Below are 21,529 nucleotides of genomic sequence, written 5' to 3'. Positions count from 1 at the left end.
GTTTCTTACTATGCCCCGTATATGCCCCGTTATTTGTTGACGCAAAGATTAGACCACACTGACACATAAAAACCTCATTTTTTAGAAGAATTAAAAAGACTTTTCTGTGGTTTTAGAATAATGCTTTACATAACACAATTAATGATTGACAAGGCCAATAATCAGGCGTAAACATTGCAAAAAATTCGTGCTGTTTTTTTTGAACTTGATTATCGGAGTAATGTTACGTGTCTAGATCATCTGGCCAAGCCTTAAGCAAAGAAGTTTTACTTCGAAAAGTCTTTAGTGATCCAAAGAATTATCCTTATGGATTTTCACGTTCTGGAGATTTTTCTATATCAGAAAGTAGGGCCCTGTCTGAGTACGGTTGTTATATTGCCGCCTTAGTTGACGGCCACCTTCAACCTCAAGACCAAGAAGACGCCGATGTGCTTGCTTCTGCCCACGGGGATTTGCAACCTCAAGATACCGCACAGCGTGCTTGGCTGAAGTATCAAAAACGTATTAATCGTCCAAAAACTGGTAGTATATACGGGACTAAGAAAGTCGCTAGCCAAGAAGATGATGACCGTGTGCATGATCTTGACGATGATGACGACATCGATATTGATGATTAGTAGGATAATAGTGCGCTTTTAGCCTGCACTGCCTTTCATTTTTGCAACGTCTATCCTAAAAAACTCGTATATAGGGATAGATGTCTCACTTTTTGGCTTTTCGGTGTTTTTTCTTAACGCATGCTGAGGTATATTCTCGGCTATCAAACTAAACTAAAAAATGAGGAGTCATTCTGGTGCGAATGATGTCAGGCGCTGCTATGGTAGTAGAAGCCTTAAAAGATATTGGTGTTACTCATGTTTTCGGTTATCCCGGCGGTGCGGTCTTAGATATTTATGATGCCCTTTTTGCGCAGGATTCTGTAAAACACATTCTGGTTCGTCATGAACAAGGCGCAGCTCACATGGCTGACGGTTTTGCTCGTTCAACTGGCCGCACAGGCACTGTTTTAGTGACCTCAGGCCCTGGCGCGACAAATACCCTGACAGGTATTGCAACTGCCTATATGGATTCGATTCCGATGGTCATATTGTCGGGTCAAGTACCGTCAATGCACATTGGCGAAGATGCTTTCCAAGAGACCGACATGGTGGGTTGTTCGCGTCCAGTAGTAAAACATAGCTTCTTGGTGAAAAAAGCCACCGATATTCCAATGGCAATCGCGAAAGCTTATTACATTGCGAACTCTGGTCGTCCGGGCCCAGTTGTTGTTGATTTGCCCAAAGATTTAGTAAACGTACAAGAAGAGCACGAATACGTTTTCCCTGATGATGTAAGCATGCGTTCATACAACCCTACCGTCAAAGGGCACAGTAAACAGATAAACAAAGCGCTTGCGAGCATGAAAAAAGCAAAACGCCCTGTGTTATACGTGGGCGGCGGAGCGATTACCGCTGAGGCTAACGGTTTAGTAACCCAACTTGCTGAAAAACTAAATTCACCGGTTACTTGTACTCTGATGGGCTTGGGCGCATTTTCTGGTGTGCATGAGCAGTTTATAGGCATGCTGGGAATGCACGGTACGCTTGAAGCTAACAAAACAATGCATAACGCTGACTGCATTATTGCGCTAGGCGCTCGATTTGACGACCGCGTTACCAACAACGTTGATAAGTTTTGCCCACATGCTGACATTATTCATGTCGATATCGACCCCGCTTCTATATCTAAAATTGTGAAAGCGCATATTCCTGTTGTTGGTTCGGTTGACACAGTGTGTAAACAGTTGCTTAGCCACATGGATGACGTTAATCCTGAAGAGCAAAAAGTTAAGCTCAAAGACTGGTGGAGCCAAATTGCTGAATGGAAGGAACGCAAGTGCCTAGGCTTTACGCAGCCCGACACTGGCGTGATTAAACCACAAACCGTGATTGAGTCAGTATATAAACACACTAATGGCGATGCATACATAAGCTCTGATGTTGGACAGCATCAAATGTTTGCGGCGCTATACTACCCTTTCGCTAAACCGCGCCGCTGGATCAACTCAGGCGGGTTAGGAACGATGGGATTTGGTTTGCCCGCCGCTATGGGCGTTCAGTTTGCTCATCCAGATGCTTGTTCAGTGGTGATTACCGGTGACGGTAGTATACAAATGAACATTCAAGAACTATCAACTTGTTTGCAATATAACTTGCCAATTAAAGTCATCTCCTTGAATAACCGTGCCCTTGGTATGGTCAGACAATGGCAAGATATGAACTATAAGGGCCGTCATTCTCATTCTTATATGGACTCTATGCCTGACTTTGTGAAGCTTGCTGAAGCTTATGGACATGTAGGTATACGTGTAGATAAACTTGAAGATTTGGACGACGCAATGAAGCGCTGTTTCGCGGAGACAAATAGATTAGTATTTATGGATATTATGGTAGATCAAAGTGAACACGTTTACCCAATGCAAATTAAATATGGCGCAATGGATGACATGCGTTTAAGTAAGACGGAGCGCACCTAATGAGACGTATTATTTCTGTATTAATGGAAAACGCCCCTGGTTCGCTTTCACGTATAGCAGGTGTTTTTTCTCAGCGTGGTTACAACGTAGATTCTTTATGCGTAGCGCCAACGAGCGATGAGAGCTTGTCTCGTCTAACTATCATTACGCAAGCTGACGAGAAGGTAACTGAGCAAATTACCAAGCAGGTAAATAAACTGATTGACGTTTTACGTGTTATTGAATTAACTGAAGCGCCCCATGTGGAGCGTGAGCTAATGCTGATCAAAGTTGCTACCAGAACCGAAATAGCCCGTGCTGAAGTAAAACGGAACGTGGATATCTTCAGAGCGCGTATTTTGGATGTTACCGCTCAGCATTATACAATTGAGATAACAGGGACCAGTGACAAACTTACTGCATTTGCAGATGTAATGGGACATTGTGCTGACATTACCGAATCTGCTAGAACTGGCGTTTGCGGCTTGTCTCGAGGCGATCGCGCGCTTAGACCTTAGCATTGCGATGTTTGAGTATGATTTAAAAAGGCACTTTACAAAGTGCCTTTTTGCTTTGTATATGCCCAACTACATCTATGAATCGAAATTATTTTTCGAATTTTCATGCTTGTTTACAAAAATGTGCTACACTACAGTTGTTTTTAGTAAGTAAATGTTTTGAAAGTTCGATGTTAGCTCCACATATAACCTTTGTTCCACCTGCAGTACAGTGTTGACATGTTATTCCAAAGTTATCCATTCTTGAAAGACTCTTGCAAAAAATTCAATTGCGCAAATCGTTGCGCGTTTTAGTTATTTTTATTTGAGGTTTACATGTCTAAAGTTACAGGCACAGTTAAGTGGTTCAATCCTGAAAAGGGTTATGGTTTTTTAACACAAGATAATGGCGGTAAGGACGTATTCGTTCATTTCCGTGCAATCGTTGCAGAAGGTTATAAAACTCTTCCAGAAGGTCAAAAAGTATCTTTTGAAGTAGAAGAAGGCCAGAAAGGCTTACAAGCTGCAAACGTAGAAACTATCTAGTTTTTATAAAAATCAGGAACGATCAAAGTTTCTAAGGAAAATGGCACACATTGGTAACAATGCGTGCCATTTTTACATCTGCTGTTTCTATTCTTTTAAGTGCTAGTTTGCCTGCAATCTGCGCAGACAAACCAGACATAGACTTATACTCTTTCGAATATTGTCGCAATTCCTTGTCCCAACCCAATGCACATAGTGGCTAAGCCAACTGACTTATTATTGTCTTCTAGTACGTTAATGAGGGTAGTTGAAATGCGTGCCCCAGAACAACCTAAGGGGTGACCTAATGCTATTGCGCCCCCTTTTAGATTCACTTTTTCATCATAAACGTCGAGCCAACCTAGTTGTTTAATACAAGACAATGCTTGTGCAGCAAAAGCTTCATTGAATTCAGCTAATTCGATGTCGTCCATTGTCATGCCGGCACGTTTGAGCGCTTTTTGTGTTGCCGGTACCGGACCAAAACCCATAATTGCTGCATCACAACCCGCTACCGCCATGGCTTTAATTTTTGCTCTGGGCGTTAGACCAAGGGCTTTAGCGCGTTCACCTGACATAATTAGCATCGCAGATGCACCATCTGAGATAGCAGACGATGTTCCGGCCGTGACTGAACCACTGACAGGGTCAAATACTGGGCGAAGGCCCGCTAAGGTCTCTACCGTGGTTTCTGGACGTATAACTTCATCATGGGTCACTAGTGTTAACAAACCATCAGCATCATGTCCTTCTATAGGCACAATTTCATTGTCCCAGCCACCATTTAAGTGAGCCTGATGTGCATTTTGGTGAGAGCGTGCACCAAACTCATCTTGCATTTGGCGACTAATACCGTTTTGCCGGCCCAATAATTCAGCCGTCATTCCCATGTTGCCTGATGCTTTTGCCGTATGCTTAGCCAGGCCAGGATGAAAATCGATGTTGTAATTCATTGGCACATGTCCCATGTGTTCAACACCACCAATCATATACACATCACCTCGTCCGCTCATAATACCTGAGACTGCATCATGCAGTGCTTGCATAGAAGAACCACACAAGCGGTTTACGGTTACCGCTGCGGTGCTACGCGGAATATCCGTGAGCAACTGAGCATTACGCGCAATATTAAAACCTTGTTCTTTCGTTTGCTGCACACAGCCCCAAATTATGTCTTCTATCTCACTAGGGTCAACATTGGGATTGCGCACTAATAACTGACTCATTAGGTGAGCCGAAAGTGTTTCGGCGCGCACATTTCTAAATACGCCGCCTTTTGAACGCCCCATTGGGGAGCGTATACAATCTATTACCACTACATCTTTCATTTTATTCTCCTCATTGCACAAGCGAATAAGATCGCTTACGCAAAATATGATTTGCCTGATGCGGCCATTTCGCGCACACCATCGCTAATTTGATAAATAGGACCTAAACTTGCGTATTTATCTGCCAAGGCGACAAATCTAGACAAGCCCATCGTCTCGATGTAACGGAATATACCGCCTCTAAATGGAGGGAAACCTAAACCATAAAGTAATGCCATATCGGCTTCAGCGGCGCTTCCTACGATACCTTCCTCTAGGCAACGAATGGCCTCATTTGCCATAGGAATCATTACGCGAGCAATTATCTCTTGGGTATCAAAATCGCGCTTTGATGCGACATGAGAACTAAACAGCGCATAAGCTTCATCAGCAGCTACTTTCGCTGGACGACCGCGTTTGTCGAGCGAATAATTATAAAAACCTTTGCCATTTTTCTGGCCTAATCGTTTTTCGTTATAAAGCAGGGTGACAGGGTCATTTTCAATTTTCTGCATACGCTCAGGGATGCCAGTCGACATCACGCCAGATGCGTGGTCTGCGGTATCCATACCAACGACATCGAGTAAGAAGGCAGGTCCCATAGGCCAGCCAAACACTTTCTCCATAACCTTATCGACAGAGGTGAAATCAGCACCATCAATTAGAAGTTTACTAAAGCCCGCAAAATAGGGGAATAATACCCTATTTACCAAGAATCCTGGGCAGTCGTTAACCACAATTGGTGTTTTGCCCATCTTTAACGTAGCTGCTACCACCGACGCTATGGTTGCGTCAGAAGTCGCTTTGCCACGAATAATCTCAACCAATGGCATTTTGTGTACTGGGTTGAAGAAATGCATTCCGCAAAAACGTTCAGGTTTTTTTAGAGCCTTGGCTAACAAATCGATTGAAATTGTGGAAGTGTTGGAACAAATAATGGCATCTTCTGCGACCGTTTGTTCAGTTTCTTGAAGTACCGCTGCTTTAATTTCGGGGTTTTCAACGACCGCTTCTATAATCAGATCTGCATCTTTTATTGCCTGCATATCAAGTGTAGGGACGATATTATTTAAGGTCGACGCCATCTTCTTCGCATCGACTTTGCCGCGCTCCATGCCTTTTGACAAAATCTTAGCCGCTTCATTCAGGCCTAAATCGAGTGCACCTTGCGCAATATCTTTCATGATAGTGCGCACACCTTTTACAGCGCCTTGATAGGCAATGCCACCACCCATAATACCGGCGCCTAACACCGCATGTTCTTTAACATCTTTGGTAGCGGCTTTGGCGACTTTTTTGCCTTTGCTTTTCACTAGTTGGTCTGCGAGAAATATGCCCACTTGGGCTTGACATGCATCGGTCGTTGAAAGCTCAACAAAGCCTTCATTTTCTAGCTTAAGTGCTTCATCACGACTTAATCTAGCGGCTTTTTGTACGGTTTCTACCATTTTATGAGGCGCTGGATAATGTTTGCCTGCTTGAGCTGCAACCATCGCCGCCGCGGTCGAAAAGCTCATCATCGCTTCGTTTTTATTAAGCGCTAGGGGCGCTTTTTTCTGCGCACGGCGAGCTTTCCAGTCGAATTTCCCTGCAATCGCATCAAGTAACATACTACGAGCTCCTTGATGCAGCTTCTCAGCTGAAACGACCGCATCAACAGCACCTTCTTGCAAGGCTTTTTGACCATCGCGATCACGGCCGGTGGTCATCCATTCAAGAGCGTTGTCAGAACCAATCAGGCGAGGCAAGCGCACAGTGCCGCCAAAACCAGGCATTAGACCTAGTTTTACTTCGGGTAAACCGACGCGCGCGGTCGTGTCGGCAATACGTAAATCACACGCTAAAGTCATTTCAAATCCGCCGCCTAAGGCGAATCCGTTGATTGCACAAACGCTCGGTATGGGCAGGTCTTCGAAGTGGTCAAACACTTGTGATGTTTTTTCAACCCATTCTAATACTTGGGTTTTGGGCATGCTAAATAAAGCGGTGAATTCAGTTATGTCTGCACCTACAATAAAAGTAGATTTTGCAGAACGCACTAATACGCCTTTTATCCCATCACTGGATTTGATTGCAGCAGCGGCTTGATCAAGCTCTGATACTGTTTGTTGATCAAATTTATTGACCGAGCCCTGTGCATCAAAAACTAACTCGGCGATGCCGTCGTCAGTTAATGTTACGCTAAGGCTTTTGCCTTCGTAAATCATGATTATCTCCTGTGCATGTTTTAATAAATTCTAATCAAGTATAAATCATCTTTTACCGATAACTATGCTATATAGAACATATGCTAAAGTAGGGTGGATGTTGAATATTTTTTCACAACATATCGAACTATTGCCAATTGGCATTGTATAAATAATGACACAAGCAAGTTATCAGTGGCTAGTGCTATATAGTACTTATTTCATCTTCACTGTATTATTTGCTCGTTTGGTGCACAATATGCACTTATCTCTTTATCAGTATACTTCAGGAGACTGCTCATTAAATTCATTGGCGCCAAGCTAATATACTTATCTAATGTTGAAAAAGTGCATTGTTGTCTTTTGCGTCAGCATCATTTTTATGCCTTCGTAATATCAATATTGCTTTGCTTATTATTGGCTGGGCCTGTTTTCGCCAACAATTCTTTGGCTCAGGATGCACAGGCAATGAGCCTTTTTACGATGCCTGACCGCAGTGCCCAGCGCGCAGAATTTATAAGTTTAGAAAAGCAAGTCTGGCAAATGGATAATAGCGAGTTGATTGAGGCGGTAGAGGAACTAGGTGACTATCCACTCGTCCCTTATTTGATTTACCACAAACTAAGCGATCGTATTTCTTTGTCGGATGAAGCGTCAATCAACGCCTTTTTAAAGCGCTATGACGGCAGCCCTTTAGCTAAAAAGTTAAGGCGCAATTGGCTGCGTTATCTAGAAAGAAGAAAGCGCACTGAGACATTTGTATCTTATTATTTACCTACAAGTGAAGCCAAACTGGCCTGTGCCTTCTTGGACTTCCAAGTACAATTAGGTGAAGATATTAAACCAATGTATGAGCAGATTGCTAAGTTGTGGACAGTTGGGAAATCACAAGAAAAGCAATGTGACCGGGTTTTTAAGAAGTGGATTGCGGCAGGTCAGTTAACTGAAGATCTCGTTTTGTTACGAATTAAAAAGGCTGCTGATGGCGGCAGTCATACACTTATCAAGTATCTTAAAACGCTGTTGCCAAAAGAGAAGCAATATTTGGCAGATTTGTGGTACAAAACGCGTCGAGACCCGTCTTATGTGCGTAACCTTAAGGAGTTTAGCGGTCAGTACCCTTTGATTGAAGGAGATATTATCAGTTATGGTTTGTCCCGTTTAATCTGGCGCGACCAAGGCCTTGCCCTTAAAACGATGGAGCGTGCTGAACAACGAATGATCTTTACTCAGCAACAGCGCGCCAGAGTGTATGAAAGGTTTGGGATAAAGTTAGCTGTCGACAACCAAAAAGATGCTGAAAAATGGCTACTTAAAGCTGCAGCGATAGGTAATGACCCAGAAGTAATGCGTTGGCACCTTGCTTATTTATTGCGTCAACAAGATTGGGCGCGAATTATATTGTTAATTGAAAATGCGGCTCCGCAAAAAGTATCAACGCATGAATACAGTTACTGGTTAGCGCGCGCTTACGAACAATTAGGTCGCCAAGATGAAGCTGATATTCTTTATCAGCAACTTGCAAGCCAGCGCCATTACTATGGCTTTTTAGCAAGTGCGCGCTCCGACCAACCCTATAGCCTTGAATATGCTCCAGTACGCGTTCCCGACCATGTTGTCCAAGAAACAATGGCATTGCCATCTAGTCAGCGTGCTTACGAGCTGCGATTACTTAATCGCCATTATGAGGCTCGCTTAGAATGGCGCCACACGCAAAAACAATTGAGCGCAGAGAATAAATTGGCAAGTAGCGTCATTGCCAGTGCATGGGAATGGCACGACCAAGCAATTTTTACCTTCTCGCGGGAAGATTCACTTGATGATGTGGTTAAGCGTTTTCCAAGAGCCTTTGAAGATATTATTGTGCGCGCAGCTACGAATAACGATATCCCTCCTGAATGGGCCTTTGCCATCGCAAGACGAGAAAGCTCATTTATGCCTGATGCGGTGTCACCTGCAAATGCCAGGGGCTTAATGCAATTGTTGCCAAGTACCGCAACATATTTAGAAAAGCGTCGTGTTAGTTCGCGTCAACTTTTAGATGTAGAGACAAATGCAAAGTTAGGTAATAAATACCTGCGTTACCTGATGGACAAGCTAGATAATAACGCGATTTTGGCAACAGCGTCATATAATGCGGGTTGGCGTCGAGTAAAACAATGGCTACCAGAGAACGAGGCCTTAGATTCTGACATTTGGGTAGAATTGATTCCATATAGGGAAACTCGAAACTATGTCAAAGCGGTTACCGCATATAAGCAAATATACCATGCCCAGCTCAATAATGACGTTGTGTTGTCGACCGTAGCAGCGTCAAAAAAGGCAACTGTTTTTGAAGACTTCATTCAAACCGAGATCCCCGTTTCACTTTAATCCAATAAATGATTTGCGTGGTCTGGTTGACCACCTTCATCGTAATTAACATCACGTAATTTTCATGCAATAGATTGACCTCACCGGCGTACGCTATGCTAGGATAGTTGAAAATAGACTGTAGTTTGTTGTTAGGCACAGCAAAAGGTTTGGCAATCAAAAGCTAAAATATCAAAAGGTAAAAAGAACGCATGTTAGAAGATTCTTTGGCGTCTATGTACGCCCAGCATATCGACACACTTCAACAAAGAACCCGTGAAGCTTTAGCGCGTGAAAGTATTGACGGTTTAGTCATTCACTCAGGGCAAGGGAAACGGCACTTTTTAGATGATACAAATTATCCATTTAAAGTTAACCCGCAATTTAAAGCTTGGGTGCCTATTGTTGACAATCCTAATTGCTGGCTGATTGTCAATGGCATCGATAAGCCAAAGCTAGTGTTTTTCCAACCGGTTGATTTTTGGCATAAGGTTGCACAAACGCCAGTGGAATTTTGGGTTGAACATTTCGATATTATTTATTTGAAGCAAGCAAATTTGGTTGAAAAACATTTGCCATATGACAAGAGTCGTTATGCCTACATAGGCGAGTATATCGAGGTCGCTAAGGCATTAGGCTTTGAATTAGTCAACCCTGACAGGGTAATGCATTATTTGCACTTTCATCGTGCATATAAAACCGACTATGAACTTTCATGTATGCGCCAAGCAAACAAAATTGCAGTGCATGCACATAAAGCAGCTCGCGATACTTTTTTTCAGCATTCGAGTGAATTTGAAATTAATCAGGCTTATCTTTTAGCGGCCAAACAGGGTGATAATGAAGTACCTTACGGTAATATTATTGCGCTTAATGAACACAGTGCAATACTGCATTACACTGTGCTTGAAAGCGAAAAGCCGAGTCAAAACCTATCTTTTTTGATTGATGCAGGTGCCAGCTATCATGGCTATGCATCAGATATTACACGTACTTATACGACGCAAAAGAATGAATTTTCAGATTTGATTAATGCGGTAAATAAGCTTAATTTGCAGCTAATAGAGAAAATGAAACCATCGGTGAGCTATGTCGATATTCATGTTGCAGCCTATTATGGTGTTGCTAAAATTCTAGTCGATTTTGGTGTTTTAAATATGTCACCCGAGGAGGCGGTTGCAAAATCTATTGTGAGTACTTTCTTTCCGCATGGCATTGGACATCATTTAGGATTGCAGGTTCATGATGTGCTAGGCCACAGTAGTGATGACCGCGGCACGCCAAATCCACCGCCGCAACAACATCCATTCTTGCGCTGTACACGAGTGATTGAAGCTAGGCATGTGTTTACTGTAGAACCGGGTATCTATTTTATTGATTCATTGTTGGCCGAGTTAAAATCCAGCGAGAATTCGAAATATGTTAATTGGAATGTTATTGACATGATGCGGCCTTTCGGTGGCGTTAGGATTGAAGATAATATTATTGTTCACCGTGAGCGCAACGAAAATATGACGCGAGAAGCAGGCCTGGATATATAGCTAATAAGACAAGCTAACTAGCTTGTTATAAGCCGTAAGGGGCCTTAACTGCCCCTGTTTACTGAAAGGTCAGCTAATCCAAGCAAGGCTTCTTTATATTCAGAGTCTGGAATACTCGCTAAAGCAGCTTTTGCTTTGTTCGCTTCATCCATCGCTTTGTCTTGAGTATATTGGATAGAGCCTGCTTGGTGCATAATCTCTAGAATTTTGTCAAAATGTACCATGCCATCAGCGTTTTCTATCGCACTTCGAATAAGTTTTGCATCATCAGAAGATGCATTCCACATTGCATGCAGAAGTGGCAGCGTTGGCTTACCTTCGGCCAAATCATCTCCGGCCTTTTTACCCATATCTTGTTCATCGGCCACATAATCAAGCACATCATCGATAAGTTGAAAGGCTGTGCCTAGATGTCTACCGTATTCTTGCATGGCTTTTTCAATTTCAACGCTTTGATCGGTCAGTACTGCGGCTAGTTGCGTTGCCGCTTCAAACAAGCGGGCAGTCTTACTATAAATGACGTCAAGATAACTTTCTTCTGAGGTGTCAGGGTCGTTGCAGTTCATTAACTGCATCACTTCGCCCTGTGCGATGCGGTTGGTAGCATCCGATAATATATCCATTACCGGCATACGTTGTAACGAGACCATCATTTGAAAAGCGCGAGAGTATAAAAAATCACCAACCAATACCGACGCTTGGTTGCCAAACACCGCATTTGCGGTTTCGCGACCGCGGCGCATCATAGACTCATCAACGACGTCATCGTGAAGTAAAGTCGCGGTATGAATGAATTCGATAATGGCAGCAAGTGCATGATGGTCATTATTTTTTATGCCAAGTGCTCGTGCGCCAAGCACGGTGATGAGTGGCCTGAGCCTTTTACCACCGCTATTGACGATGTAAAATCCAAGTTGATTGATTAATACAACGTCTGAGGAGACTTGTTCTTGGATGAGTTTATTGACCGCCTGCATGTCGGGATCACTCAAGGTTTTTATTTGACTAAGGTCCATACCGCTCTTTTATTTTATTATTGGCAACAATCATTTTACATTAATCAGAATGTATCTCTAGTTATGTCGCTGTTTTAAGTGCAAAATAAGCGCTATGTGAGCGTAAAATAGTCGCCAATTGGGAATTGCGTAAATTAAGTGCAATTTCTCCTTGTAACCAAGCGAAAGTTTACCTATAATTCGCGCCCTGTTTTTTGAATTGAGCGCATGATTGCGCAGTGCGGAGAAATATATGTACGCGGTTTTCCAAAGTGGTGGTAAACAACACCGTGTGGCCGAAGGCCAAACCGTTCGTCTTGAAAAAATCGAAATAGCTCCGGGTGAAACCGTAGAGTTCGACGACGTCTTGATGGTAAGTAATGGTGACGACATTAAAATTGGTACACCCCTTGTAGCTGGCGGTAAAGTTACTGCTGAAGTGGTTACCCATGGTCGTGGTGAAAAGATTAAAATTGTTAAGTTCCGTCGTAGAAAGCATTCGCGCTCTACACAGGGACATCGTCAGTGGTTCACAGAAGTGAAAATCACTGCGATAAACGCATAGTCATAATTAAGTATTAGGAGACGAACTCATGGCACATAAAAAAGCCGGTGGTAGTACCAAAAACGGTCGCGACTCAATCAGCAAACGCCTTGGTGTTAAAAGATTTGGTGGTCAAGACGTATTAGCTGGCAACATTGTTGTTCGTCAGCGTGGCACAAAATTCCATCCTGGGGACAACATGGGTATTGGTCGTGACCATACTCTTTTCGCCCTTACTGACGGTAAAGTTCAGTTTGAAGTGAAAGGTCCTAAAAACCGTAAATACGTAAGCATTGTTGCGTAAGTCGGTCTAGTAAGCGATATAGAAACCCCGCTAATGCGGGGTTTTTTTTGCCTCGGTATTTGTGGTAGACAGGTTTTTAAAAAGGCCAGTTATCGAACTTTAATAAAACTGATATACTCTAGAGAAGAAAGTCGGTTACCCATGCAGCAATACAGGACAAGCTAAGCAAATGAAATTTGTAGATGAAGCAGATATACGCGTTGAGGCCGGAGACGGTGGCAATGGCGTCGTTGGATTTAGGCGCGAAAAATACATACCCAACGGTGGTCCTGATGGCGGTGATGGCGGTGACGGCGGCAGTGTTTTCTTAGAAGGTGACGAAAACCTTAATACGCTGATTGATTTTCAGTTTGAACGTTTTCATCGAGCAGAACGCGGTAAAAACGGCCAAGGTAGTGATTGTACTGGGCGCAAAGGCGAAGACCTTTACTTAAAAGTGCCAGTAGGTACACGGGCTACCGATAAAGACACCGGCGAAGTACTTGGTGATTTAACTAGTCATGGACAAACTCTGAAGGTTGCTCAAGGTGGTTTTCATGGTTTAGGAAATGCACGATTTAAAAGTAGTACTAACCGAGCCCCGCGTCAAAAGTCAGATGGTACACCTGGTGAAATTCGGCAACTTCGCCTAGAGTTGATGTTGTTAGCCGATGTTGGACTGCTTGGCTTACCCAATGCGGGTAAATCTACCTTTATTCGCTCTGTATCGGCCGCTAAGCCAAAAGTTGCTGACTACCCTTTTACTACCCTTGTTCCTAACTTAGGTGTGGTAAGGCTTGATTCTCAGGCTAGTTTCGTGATTGCAGACATACCAGGCCTAATTGAGGGCGCTTCTGAAGGCGCTGGTTTAGGTATTCAGTTTTTAAAGCATTTAGAACGTTGTAGAATATTATTGCATTTGGTCGATATCATGCCAGCTGATGGCAGCGATCCGGTGGAAAACGCCTTAACTATTATTAATGAACTTGAGACCTACAACCCTAAGCTGGCTGCCAAGCCGCGTTGGTTAGTCTTTAACAAAGTAGATTTGATGCTAGAAGAGGAGGCCGATGAGTTGTGTCAGCAAATCGCCGACCAAATGGGCTGGGAAGAAGACTATTACCAAATGTCGGCTTTCCATAAGCTAGGCTCAATGGAGCTATGCCAAGACATAATGCAATTTCTCATTGAGATGCCAGTTGAAGACTATAATGCTCAAGACGATGATGACCTTAGCTTTACTTGGTCGAGTTCTACCGAATCAGAGCTTGATGATCTTGATGTAGATGATGACGACGACTTTGACGACGATGATGAAGATGATGATCATCCAAATGTTGTTTATGTAAGAGAATAAGGTTTACACCTTATCATCTAAGATTGTTAACCAAGTTGTTGGGTGTTTATGAAAATTAGTATGATTGCCGCAATGGCAAATAATCGTGTGATTGGGAAAGACAATCAAATGCCTTGGCATTTACCAGCCGATTTGAAACACTTTAAATCGGTGACGTTAGGTAAACCTGTGGTGATGGGGCGTAAAACATATGAGTCCATCGGTAAAGCCTTGCCAGGCCGCAAGAATATAGTGATCAGTAGTCAACAAGACTATCTGCTGAGCGACGCCACCGTTGTTCATGATTGCGAATCTGCGCTTGAGGCTGCGGCTAAAGTAGCGCAGGAAGTGATGATCATTGGTGGCGGTACGATTTACGAGGCCTTTATGCCAAAGGCGACGCAACTTTTTTTAACCTTCATAAAGTTGGACGTAGACGGTGATACGCAATTCCCTAATTACGAAGAAACTGGCGATTGGACCGAACTAGAACGCGTGAGTAATGCACCTGACGAAAAAAATGCCTATACATACGACTTCGTCACATTACTGCGTAAATCGTAAACAGCTAATCAGCGCTTAAGGCCATAAACTTTGTTCTTTACTCTTGCTTATTGCGTGCTAACGCAAATGAGTAGGTATAACCATATATCGCACTAAACAATATCGAAGGTGCAACGGTTAACCATAAGTTGGGTGTGTTAAAAACAAGGTTAACCAGAATAACTAAGACACTCTGTATTAAAAGTGCGGGTATTGGCGAAACTAATTCGCCAGGTAAGCATGCGCCTTTGCAATTTTGTTCTGAAAAACGAATACTCGCTTCGAAGGTTTCTAGGGTTGAACATTTGTTTGTTAGGCTGGCTTTGGCATTGATACGCGGAACGATGAGTGGCAAGCAATAAACACTAGAACCAAATTTCTTAAAAAAACTTCTAAAAGCAAGGTGAAAAATAGCGTTATACCGCCACTATAAAAGCCTTGTACCATGGCTGCTTTGAATAATACATCTGGGTCATCCGTGACTAGGCTATTCGCATAATAAGCCCATGCTGCATAGCTAATAAAAGCGATAAGTGCAGATGCAAATAATCGAAAAAATACTTTTGCTGTCATATAGGCCTAATTTTGCTTGTGAGGTAACGCTTATAGTTGAGAAAAGAGTGACTCAATATTAAGACCCTCTAGACGTAATTTATCTTTCAGTCTTTTTAGTGCCTCGACTTGAATTTGTCGCACGCGTTCGCGGGTTAAACCAATTTCAGCGCCAACATCTTCGAGGGTTGATGGCTCGTAACCAAGCAAGCCAAAGCGTCTTGCTAGCACCTCGCGTTGCTTCTCGCTGAGCAGCATCAACCATTCTTTAATGTCTGTTTTCATGTTGTTGCTGTCAAATTGATGTTCAGGCGTCGCGTTGTCATCGTCGGCAATAACATCGAGCATGGCATTGTTACTATCTGACGACATTGGAGTATCTACTGAACTAATGCGCTCATTTAGTTTAAGGAGCTTTTGCACATTTTTGACCGGCTCTCCTGTTTCTGTTGCTATTTCTTCAGCAGAAGGCTCATGATCAAGTTTTTGGGCTAGCATACGGGCGGTGCGTAAATATAAATTGAGTTCTTTTAATACATGTATGGGTAAGCGGATGGTACGTGTTTGGTTCATTAGCGCACGTTCAATAGTCTGTCTAATCCACCATGTTGCGTAGGTTGAAAATCTAAAGCCTCGTTCAGGGTCGAACTTTTCAACAGCGCGAATTAAACCTAAGTTCCCTTCTTCAATGAGATCAAGTAGTGCCATACCCCTATGATTATATCCTCGGGCTATTTTTACCACTAAACGTAAATTACTAACAATCATCTTCTCACGTGAAGACTCTTTGCCTGCAAGTGCCTCGCGCGCGTATTTCACTTCTTCGTCAGCGCTTAATAATGGGGAAAATCCAATATCATTTAAATATATTTGGGTTGCGTCTAGTTGTTTTATTTCGGGACGGTCTTTTTTGCTTGGGCTAGCACTTTCGCTGCCTTTGCTTTTAGCGTGAGTGAGAGGTGTGTGTTTTTCAGAATCTTCAGCGACGTTGCTGTCATCGCCGGCAAGGTCCTCTTCATTATTCGAATATTGACTAACCACAGCAAACAATCCTTTTTAGTTGAATTGGTGACCGTATTAGCAAATGAACCTGGTGGCGACTACACTTATTGCTTGGGTAGGTATTTGAAAGGGTCGACCGATTGCCCTTTTTTCTGATTTCGAAATGAAGCATGGTATCACTTGAGCCAGAGTTACCCATAGTTGCAATTTGCTGACCTTGCTTAACATATGTTTTTTCATCCACTAAAATCGATTTGTTGTGTGCATATGCACTCAAATAGTCGTCATTGTGTTTAATTATGACAAGATTTCCATAGCCTTTTAACGCATTGCCGGCATAAACGATTTTGCCGCTTGCCGCTGCGACAACCTTTGAGCCTAGCCTGCCTTTAATATCGAGTCCTCGTTTACTTCCATCACTTCCCACTGTCGCGATAGTGCGGCGTCCTGCTGCTGGCCAAATCCATGTAAGCACTTGAGCGGGTCTCACTGAAGACTCTACTTTAGTATTGTTTTTCTGTTGGCGATTATCAAGCTTTTTATCACGATACTCTCGCTCTTGCTTGCGGTCAATGGCTTTTTTGCTCAAATTTTGAACAACCTCTTGTTTTGCTTGTTGCGGATTTAACCGTAAAACTTGACCAATATTGATTGTGTAGGGAGGTTTTAAATTATTAATACGAGCAAGATCACGGTAGTCGTTGCCGCTATAAAAGGCTATTGCGAACAGGGTATCACCAGATTCTACGGTGTAGTTGTCGGTAGTGATTTCGGTCAGGTTTTGTGCACTGGCTACTTTAGTCGACAAGCTAAGCACGGGCGCAGGATTATGCCTGTTTGTACATGAACTAAGCAGCAGGGGAGAAATACACAACACGCACATTGCTAACAATTGGGGCAATTGAAAACGTCGATGTTGTAAGCGCTTCATGAAATTTTCCTTTTTTATAGGTGTCGCGCTTAGCGCCTCGCTAAGATTCGGGTCATACTTAAGCCTTCTATCGCAATATTAGGTAGGCGACTAAGGCCAAAACAACCACTGCCCAACCGATATATTCTATATATTGCTTTAGCTTTGCTTCCATTGGCGGTCCCCCATATTTCATGAAGGTTGCTACTAAAAAGAATCTAGCGCCGCGCCCAACAGCAGAAGCGATCAAGAAGGGGAAAAAGGCCATGGCGAGGGCACCTGCACTTATCGTAAATATTTTGTAGGGAATAGGAGAAAAACCAGCAATAAACACGACCCATACACCATATTTTGCGAACCATTGCTCTGCATGCAGTAATTTATCGCTATAACCCCATTGTTCAATAACAGGGCTAATGAAAGATTCAAAAGCAAAGTAGCCCAAAGCATAACCAATAATGCCACCAATGACCGATGCGATTGTAGTCACCCACGCAAATCGCCATGCTTTATCTGGTTGCCCTAACACCATTGGCGCTAACATTACATCTGGAGGGATAGGGAAAAAGGTACTTTCAGCACAACTTAAGCCAGCAAGGTATTTTTCAGCATGTTTATGGCGCGCCCACTTTAAACATGAGTCGTATAAAGAGGTAAACAACTTCATATAATATCTCCGGCAATTAAGGGTACAAAGTTAACAACTTCAACGACTTGTTGAGAAATGTTACCGTCTTTTTTATCTATGCAAAGTAACTGTTGCTCTTTATTACCAACGGGTATAACGAGGCGTCCGCCTTCAGCCAGTTGATTGATAAGCTGCTGCGGTAATTGGGCCGCGGCAGCAGTGACAATAATACCATCAAAGGGAGACTTGCTAGACCAACCCTCCCAGCCGTCACCATGTTTAAGTTTTACATTGTGCAAATCCAATTGGTTTAAACGGCGTTTTGCCTGAAACTGTAAAGACTTTATGCGCTCTACACTGCAGACTTGGGAAAATATGCTGGCAAGCACTGATGTTTGGTAGCCTGACCCAGTGCCAATTTCGAGTACTTTTGTTTGTGCGCTGATACCACCTAACAATAGCTCGGTCATTTTTGCAACGATGTAGGGCTGTGAGATCGTTTGTCCTTGACCGATGGGCAAGGCTGTATTTTCGTATGCTTTGTGGGTAAGCGTTGCGGGCAAAAAAGTTCTCGCGGAACTGCGGCTATGGTAGCCAATACGTGTTCGTTGACGACACCTTCTTGTTTCAGCAAATTGGCTAATTGCAGGCTTTTGCGTGATGTCATGTTTACGTCTCCAACCATGTTTTCATTGGCGCTATTTGCTTATGTACGGTCATGTCAGTAGACAACGGAGTGACTGAGCAGGCATTGTTCGCTAGAGCGTGAAAATCTGTTCCTACGCCAGCGTCAAGTTCATCACCTAATTTACCGTACCAATAAATTGTTTTTCCGAAGGGGTCTTGGCTCTTTACCATTGTTTCTGCTCGATGGCGTTTCCCGCAGCGAGTAGCGCGAATACCCGTTATTTCCTCTATTGGTAAATTTGGCACATTGATATTTAATATTTGATTTGCTTGCAGCGGATGACTGTTTATTTTTTCGATGATTTGGCAGGTAAGCAAGGCTGCCGTCTCGAAATATTCGTGGGCATTATTTTGTTTATGTGAACACAAGGACACTGCTAGCGCCGGATGGCCTAAATGGCGACCTTCTAATGCTGCTGCGACGGTCCCTGAGTAAACGGTATCATCACCTAAGTTTGGTCCATGGTTAATACCAGAGACGACCAACTCGGGTTCTTCAAACTGACCACTATTCACCCCTAGCTGAACACAATCTGACGGCGTTCCGTTTACAGAATAAAAGCCCTGCTCAGTTTGTTCGACGCGCAAGGGGTGGTGCAAAGAAAGGGCGTTACTCATACCACTACAGTTACGGTCAGGTGCAATGACTGTAACGGTGTGTACTTTACTCAAATACTGGTGCATTACTTCTATGCCTTTGGCAAATACGCCATCGTCGTTGCTGAGTAAAATGCGCATAGTTTACTACTTCCTTTGCTTTGTTTTATGTTAGCTCTGTTTGTTTAAAGCGGTTAACCCTTAAGCTTTTGCGCCTACTTTTACATATCCGATTTCGCGCAGTACTGAAGTCGCAAAACAACCTGAAGGCAAACTAAACTTTAGTGTGGCCGAATTATCGCTTATTTGCGCAGTAAAATCTTCTACAAAAAGCAAAACAGGGCGTCTTTGCGATGATAACTTTACATTGGCCAGCGCGTCGCAAACCGGTAAATGTGTTTGCGCGATATTTTGTTCAAATCGGCGCGCATCTTGTAGGCTGTCCAATTCACCTTCCCCCATAGAGGCGCGGTAATGAGTACGTCGCGCGATTCAATTCGCTGGAGGGTTTTTTGTAACTGCGCTTCATCTTGTTTTGAATGAATAAAAAAACTATTACTGCCGCTTAACGATAAAGCATCACCATCGAGTAATGTTTGATATTCCAAGCTCTGAATACGTTTGCTCACGAAATGATTGAACAACCAACTGCGCAGCGCTGAAATCGCCATAGACCGCTTATTACGATTTTTTATTTCCTCGCCATTGACGAGTTTTTCAGCTAACTGCAAGTTGCCCCCCAGTTGCACGGTACCGTCAGCTTTGATTATTTCTCCAAAACGTTGGTTGCCAAAATAATTGGGTACACCGCGTAATTTAACCGCTTCGATTCGTTCCAATAATTTACTTTTGTCTAAGGTATCAATATTCTTAATGACAATTTCAAAACGATTCGCTTTTATTGCACCGGTGCGCAGTTTGCGTTCGTTTTGTACAATCTCTATGATGCGAACGCCATCCATCTGAAACTGCGCCCAATGGGCTTTGTCGGCGCCACCATGATAAACACCAAACCATTGAGAGCTTGTCGCGTATTTGTCTTTTCGCCCAGCGTAACTAACGTTTCGAAGAGGAAGCTTGCCATATTTAGCGAGTGCCTCTGCAACAAAGGCTGTGTTTAAGCCTGTTTTCTCAATATGAATGAGGGTATGTTCACCGCTATGGCTGGGATCAAAACTGAGCGTTTCAAATACTTTAAAATCGCTTAACTCAGCTTTAATTGTACCGTTAAATAAAGGGCCTCCATGTAAATATGCCCATGGGTCAACCTGCAAATTTAACATGCTTGCACCAACACGACAGCGTGGGCTTCAATGCCTTCTTGTCTACCTACAAAACCTAGTTTTTCGGTGGTCGTGGCTTTTACACTAACTTGGTCTGCGTTTACCTCAAGAACTTGGGCGATATTCGCACGCATGTTAATAATATGCCCAGACAATTTAGGTGCTTGAGCTGCAATGGTAATGTCAGCGTTGCCAAGGACATAGCCCTTTTCTTTTATTAAGCGGTATACCGATTTGAGCAAATGCATTGAATCTGCATCTTTATATGCGTCACTAGTATCGGGAAAGTGTTTACCAATATCACCTAAAGCAAAAGTGCCAAGAAGCGCATCGCACAAGGCATGTATAGCCACATCTCCATCTGAGTGAGCGATCAAGCCTCAAAGGGTGGTCAATCTTCTCACCACAAAGTGTAATTGGGCCATTGCCACCAAACTTATGTACATCATATCCGTGTCCAACACGTATCATTTTCAAAATCCTTAGGGTCGTTGAGAGCATTTAGCTATCTATTTTGCTCCGGCTGAAGCTCGAATTTGTTCAAATAGAAAGTCGCTAAGGCCAAATCACTTGGCCGCGTTATCTTGATGTTGCTTGATTGACCTTCGACTAAGCCCACCAGTTTGCCTGTATACTCCATTGCTGAAGATTCATCGGTAATCACATGGCCTTTATCTATGGCGCTTTGTATTGCATCAATCAGTTCGTTTGCAACAAACATTTGTGGGGTTTGTGCTTGCCAAAGTGAGCTTCTATCCACCGTTGTGTTAACCGTACTTATGTGCTCATGTGGGTTGAGCGTTTCGCCATTAGCGCTTTTTATTGTATCGGCTACGGGCACCGCTAAAATTGCACCCGCTATACGGCGCTTTAACTGCGAGCTTACACAGGTATTTATGAGTTTTGAAATATCTTGTGGGCATACACAAGGGCGAGCAGCATCGTGGACCAAAACATATGAATCAGCAGTGTTGTTATTTAGTGCTTTAAGCCCAGCTAATACCGAATCAACGCGTTGTTCGCCACCTATTACTGCCGTTACTTTAGGGCTACTTGCGACATTTAAGGTTGTAAATATTGTATCATGAGGATGTAAAACAACGATGATATCGCTAATCTGAGGGTGGGCTAAAAACACATCAATAGTGTGTTCTAAAATGCTTTTTTTCCCAATGCTTAAATACTGTTTCGCTTTGCTGGCTGCCATTCTGCTGCCAATTCCTGCAGCGGGAATAATAACCGGAAATAAAGTGGGTGAGGTCAAATT

19 protein-coding genes and 3 pseudogenes are annotated in these 21,529 nt (G+C 43.2%); 10 read left to right on the top strand and 12 right to left on the bottom strand.

From position 1 onward, the window contains the following. Positions 1-227: 227 nt before the first annotated feature. The 4 genes from AC0L6H_RS21545 (at position 228) to cspE (ending at position 3,537) form a co-directional block, all read left to right on the top strand. Positions 228-617, top strand: a complete 390-nt coding sequence (locus AC0L6H_RS21545; protein WP_473391482.1) for a MaoP family protein — start codon at positions 228-230, stop codon at positions 615-617. A 176-nt stretch (positions 618-793) separates the two neighbouring features. Continuing rightward, on the top strand, positions 794-2,515 hold the full coding sequence (locus AC0L6H_RS21540; RefSeq protein WP_473391481.1) for an acetolactate synthase 3 large subunit: 1,722 nt from the start codon (positions 794-796) through the stop codon (positions 2,513-2,515). Beyond that, complete coding sequence (ilvN, locus tag AC0L6H_RS21535; protein ID WP_473391480.1) at positions 2,515-3,012, top strand: acetolactate synthase small subunit; 498 nt, start codon at positions 2,515-2,517, stop codon at positions 3,010-3,012. The genes AC0L6H_RS21540 and ilvN overlap by 1 nt, the downstream gene beginning before the upstream one ends. Positions 3,013-3,327: 315 nt before the next feature. After that, entirely contained in the window at positions 3,328-3,537 is a 210-nt protein-coding gene (cspE, locus tag AC0L6H_RS21530) for a transcription antiterminator/RNA stability regulator CspE (protein WP_473391478.1), read from the top strand. Between the two features lie 143 nt (positions 3,538-3,680). Here the strand turns inward: cspE and fadA are convergent, their stop codons facing one another. Then, positions 3,681-4,844 (bottom strand): acetyl-CoA C-acyltransferase FadA, encoded by a 1,164-nt coding sequence (gene fadA / locus AC0L6H_RS21525; RefSeq protein ID WP_473391477.1) that lies wholly within the window; start codon positions 4,842-4,844, stop codon positions 3,681-3,683. Between the two features lie 35 nt (positions 4,845-4,879). Then, a complete protein-coding gene (gene fadB / locus AC0L6H_RS21520; RefSeq protein ID WP_473391476.1) occupies positions 4,880-7,030 on the bottom strand; it encodes a fatty acid oxidation complex subunit alpha FadB in 2,151 nt (716 codons plus the stop codon). Positions 7,031-7,477: 447 nt separating this feature from the next. Here fadB and AC0L6H_RS21515 point away from each other — a divergent pair, with 447 nt between their 5' ends. After that, the gene (locus AC0L6H_RS21515; RefSeq protein WP_473391474.1) at positions 7,478-9,382 is read left to right on the top strand and encodes a lytic transglycosylase domain-containing protein; all 1,905 of its coding nucleotides are present in this window, start codon (positions 7,478-7,480) and stop codon (positions 9,380-9,382) included. A gap of 191 nt (positions 9,383-9,573) precedes the next feature. Beyond that, positions 9,574-10,902, top strand: coding sequence for a Xaa-Pro dipeptidase (gene pepQ, locus AC0L6H_RS21510; RefSeq protein ID WP_473391472.1), 1,329 nt, complete (start codon positions 9,574-9,576; stop codon positions 10,900-10,902). Positions 10,903-10,946: 44 nt separating this feature from the next. Here pepQ and ispB read toward each other — a convergent pair whose 3' ends face one another. Beyond that, entirely contained in the window at positions 10,947-11,918 is a 972-nt protein-coding gene (gene ispB, locus AC0L6H_RS21505; RefSeq protein ID WP_473391471.1) for an octaprenyl diphosphate synthase, read from the bottom strand. Between the two features lie 232 nt (positions 11,919-12,150). Here ispB and rplU point away from each other — a divergent pair, with 232 nt between their 5' ends. The 4 genes from rplU (at position 12,151) to folA (ending at position 14,624) form a co-directional block, all read left to right on the top strand. Next, positions 12,151-12,462: a 50S ribosomal protein L21 gene (rplU, locus tag AC0L6H_RS21500; RefSeq protein WP_473391470.1), complete on the top strand. Its 312-nt coding sequence runs from the start codon at positions 12,151-12,153 to the stop codon at positions 12,460-12,462. Between the two features lie 28 nt (positions 12,463-12,490). Next, positions 12,491-12,745, top strand: a complete 255-nt coding sequence (rpmA, locus tag AC0L6H_RS21495; RefSeq protein ID WP_473391468.1) for a 50S ribosomal protein L27 — start codon at positions 12,491-12,493, stop codon at positions 12,743-12,745. 169 nt (positions 12,746-12,914) lie between these two features. Continuing rightward, positions 12,915-14,081 carry an Obg family GTPase CgtA gene (gene cgtA / locus AC0L6H_RS21490; RefSeq protein WP_473391467.1) on the top strand — a complete coding sequence of 389 codons (1,167 nt, stop codon included), beginning with the start codon at positions 12,915-12,917 and terminating at the stop codon, positions 14,079-14,081. 48 nt (positions 14,082-14,129) lie between these two features. After that, positions 14,130-14,624 carry a type 3 dihydrofolate reductase gene (gene folA / locus AC0L6H_RS21485; RefSeq protein ID WP_473391465.1) on the top strand — a complete coding sequence of 165 codons (495 nt, stop codon included), beginning with the start codon at positions 14,130-14,132 and terminating at the stop codon, positions 14,622-14,624. A 37-nt stretch (positions 14,625-14,661) separates the two neighbouring features. Here folA and AC0L6H_RS21480 read toward each other — a convergent pair whose 3' ends face one another. From AC0L6H_RS21480 to ispD, 9 genes and pseudogenes are all read right to left on the bottom strand, one after another. Further along, entirely contained in the window at positions 14,662-14,958 is a 297-nt protein-coding gene (locus tag AC0L6H_RS21480; RefSeq protein ID WP_473391464.1) for a hypothetical protein, read from the bottom strand. Positions 14,959-15,206: 248 nt separating this feature from the next. Continuing rightward, a complete protein-coding gene (gene rpoS / locus AC0L6H_RS21475) occupies positions 15,207-16,196 on the bottom strand; it encodes an RNA polymerase sigma factor RpoS (RefSeq protein ID WP_473391463.1) in 990 nt (329 codons plus the stop codon). After that, positions 16,189-17,088 carry a peptidoglycan DD-metalloendopeptidase family protein gene (locus AC0L6H_RS21470; RefSeq protein ID WP_473391461.1) on the bottom strand — a complete coding sequence of 300 codons (900 nt, stop codon included), beginning with the start codon at positions 17,086-17,088 and terminating at the stop codon, positions 16,189-16,191. The genes rpoS and AC0L6H_RS21470 overlap by 8 nt, the downstream gene beginning before the upstream one ends. Before the next feature lie 67 nt (positions 17,089-17,155). Beyond that, entirely contained in the window at positions 17,156-17,734 is a 579-nt protein-coding gene (locus AC0L6H_RS21465) for a YqaA family protein (RefSeq protein WP_473391460.1), read from the bottom strand. Beyond that, positions 17,731-18,380, bottom strand: a pseudogene (locus AC0L6H_RS21460) (protein-L-isoaspartate(D-aspartate) O-methyltransferase). Before AC0L6H_RS21460 ends, AC0L6H_RS21465 begins: the two are co-directional and overlap by 4 nt. Further along, a complete protein-coding gene (gene surE, locus AC0L6H_RS21455; protein WP_473391458.1) occupies positions 18,365-19,120 on the bottom strand; it encodes a 5'/3'-nucleotidase SurE in 756 nt (251 codons plus the stop codon). Before surE ends, AC0L6H_RS21460 begins: the two are co-directional and overlap by 16 nt. A 60-nt stretch (positions 19,121-19,180) precedes the next feature. Further along, a pseudogene (gene truD, locus AC0L6H_RS21450) lies at positions 19,181-20,262 on the bottom strand (tRNA pseudouridine(13) synthase TruD). Continuing rightward, positions 20,256-20,733 (bottom strand): annotated as a pseudogene (ispF, locus tag AC0L6H_RS21445) (2-C-methyl-D-erythritol 2,4-cyclodiphosphate synthase). The pseudogenes truD and ispF overlap by 7 nt, the downstream one beginning before the upstream one ends. A 34-nt stretch (positions 20,734-20,767) precedes the next feature. Further along, positions 20,768-21,526 (bottom strand): 2-C-methyl-D-erythritol 4-phosphate cytidylyltransferase, encoded by a 759-nt coding sequence (gene ispD / locus AC0L6H_RS21440; protein ID WP_473391456.1) that lies wholly within the window; start codon positions 21,524-21,526, stop codon positions 20,768-20,770. Positions 21,527-21,529 lie beyond the last annotated feature (3 nt).

It is taken from the genome of Glaciecola sp. G7-5 (genome assembly GCF_055808975.1).
This window is presented reverse-complemented; position numbering and strand designations above follow the sequence as displayed.

What these genes read in the sequence shown, in the direction of transcription:
- ilvN (WP_473391480.1), top strand. Translation starts at nt 2,515, where the DNA reads ATGAGACGTATTATTTCTGTATTAATGGAAAACGCCCCTGGTTCGCTT.
- cspE (WP_473391478.1), top strand. Translation starts at nt 3,328, where the DNA reads ATGTCTAAAGTTACAGGCACAGTTAAGTGGTTCAATCCTGAAAAGGGT.
- fadA (WP_473391477.1), bottom strand. Translation starts at nt 4,844, where the DNA reads ATGAAAGATGTAGTGGTAATAGATTGTATACGCTCCCCAATGGGGCGT.
- fadB (WP_473391476.1), bottom strand. Translation starts at nt 7,030, where the DNA reads ATGATTTACGAAGGCAAAAGCCTTAGCGTAACATTAACTGACGACGGC.
- AC0L6H_RS21515 (WP_473391474.1), top strand. Translation starts at nt 7,478, where the DNA reads ATGAGCCTTTTTACGATGCCTGACCGCAGTGCCCAGCGCGCAGAATTT.
- pepQ (WP_473391472.1), top strand. Translation starts at nt 9,574, where the DNA reads ATGTTAGAAGATTCTTTGGCGTCTATGTACGCCCAGCATATCGACACA.
- ispB (WP_473391471.1), bottom strand. Translation starts at nt 11,918, where the DNA reads ATGGACCTTAGTCAAATAAAAACCTTGAGTGATCCCGACATGCAGGCG.
- rplU (WP_473391470.1), top strand. Translation starts at nt 12,151, where the DNA reads ATGTACGCGGTTTTCCAAAGTGGTGGTAAACAACACCGTGTGGCCGAA.
- rpmA (WP_473391468.1), top strand. Translation starts at nt 12,491, where the DNA reads ATGGCACATAAAAAAGCCGGTGGTAGTACCAAAAACGGTCGCGACTCA.
- cgtA (WP_473391467.1), top strand. Translation starts at nt 12,915, where the DNA reads ATGAAATTTGTAGATGAAGCAGATATACGCGTTGAGGCCGGAGACGGT.
- folA (WP_473391465.1), top strand. Translation starts at nt 14,130, where the DNA reads ATGAAAATTAGTATGATTGCCGCAATGGCAAATAATCGTGTGATTGGG.
- AC0L6H_RS21470 (WP_473391461.1), bottom strand. Translation starts at nt 17,088, where the DNA reads ATGAAGCGCTTACAACATCGACGTTTTCAATTGCCCCAATTGTTAGCA.
- AC0L6H_RS21465 (WP_473391460.1), bottom strand. Translation starts at nt 17,734, where the DNA reads ATGAAGTTGTTTACCTCTTTATACGACTCATGTTTAAAGTGGGCGCGC.
- surE (WP_473391458.1), bottom strand. Translation starts at nt 19,120, where the DNA reads ATGCGCATTTTACTCAGCAACGACGATGGCGTATTTGCCAAAGGCATA.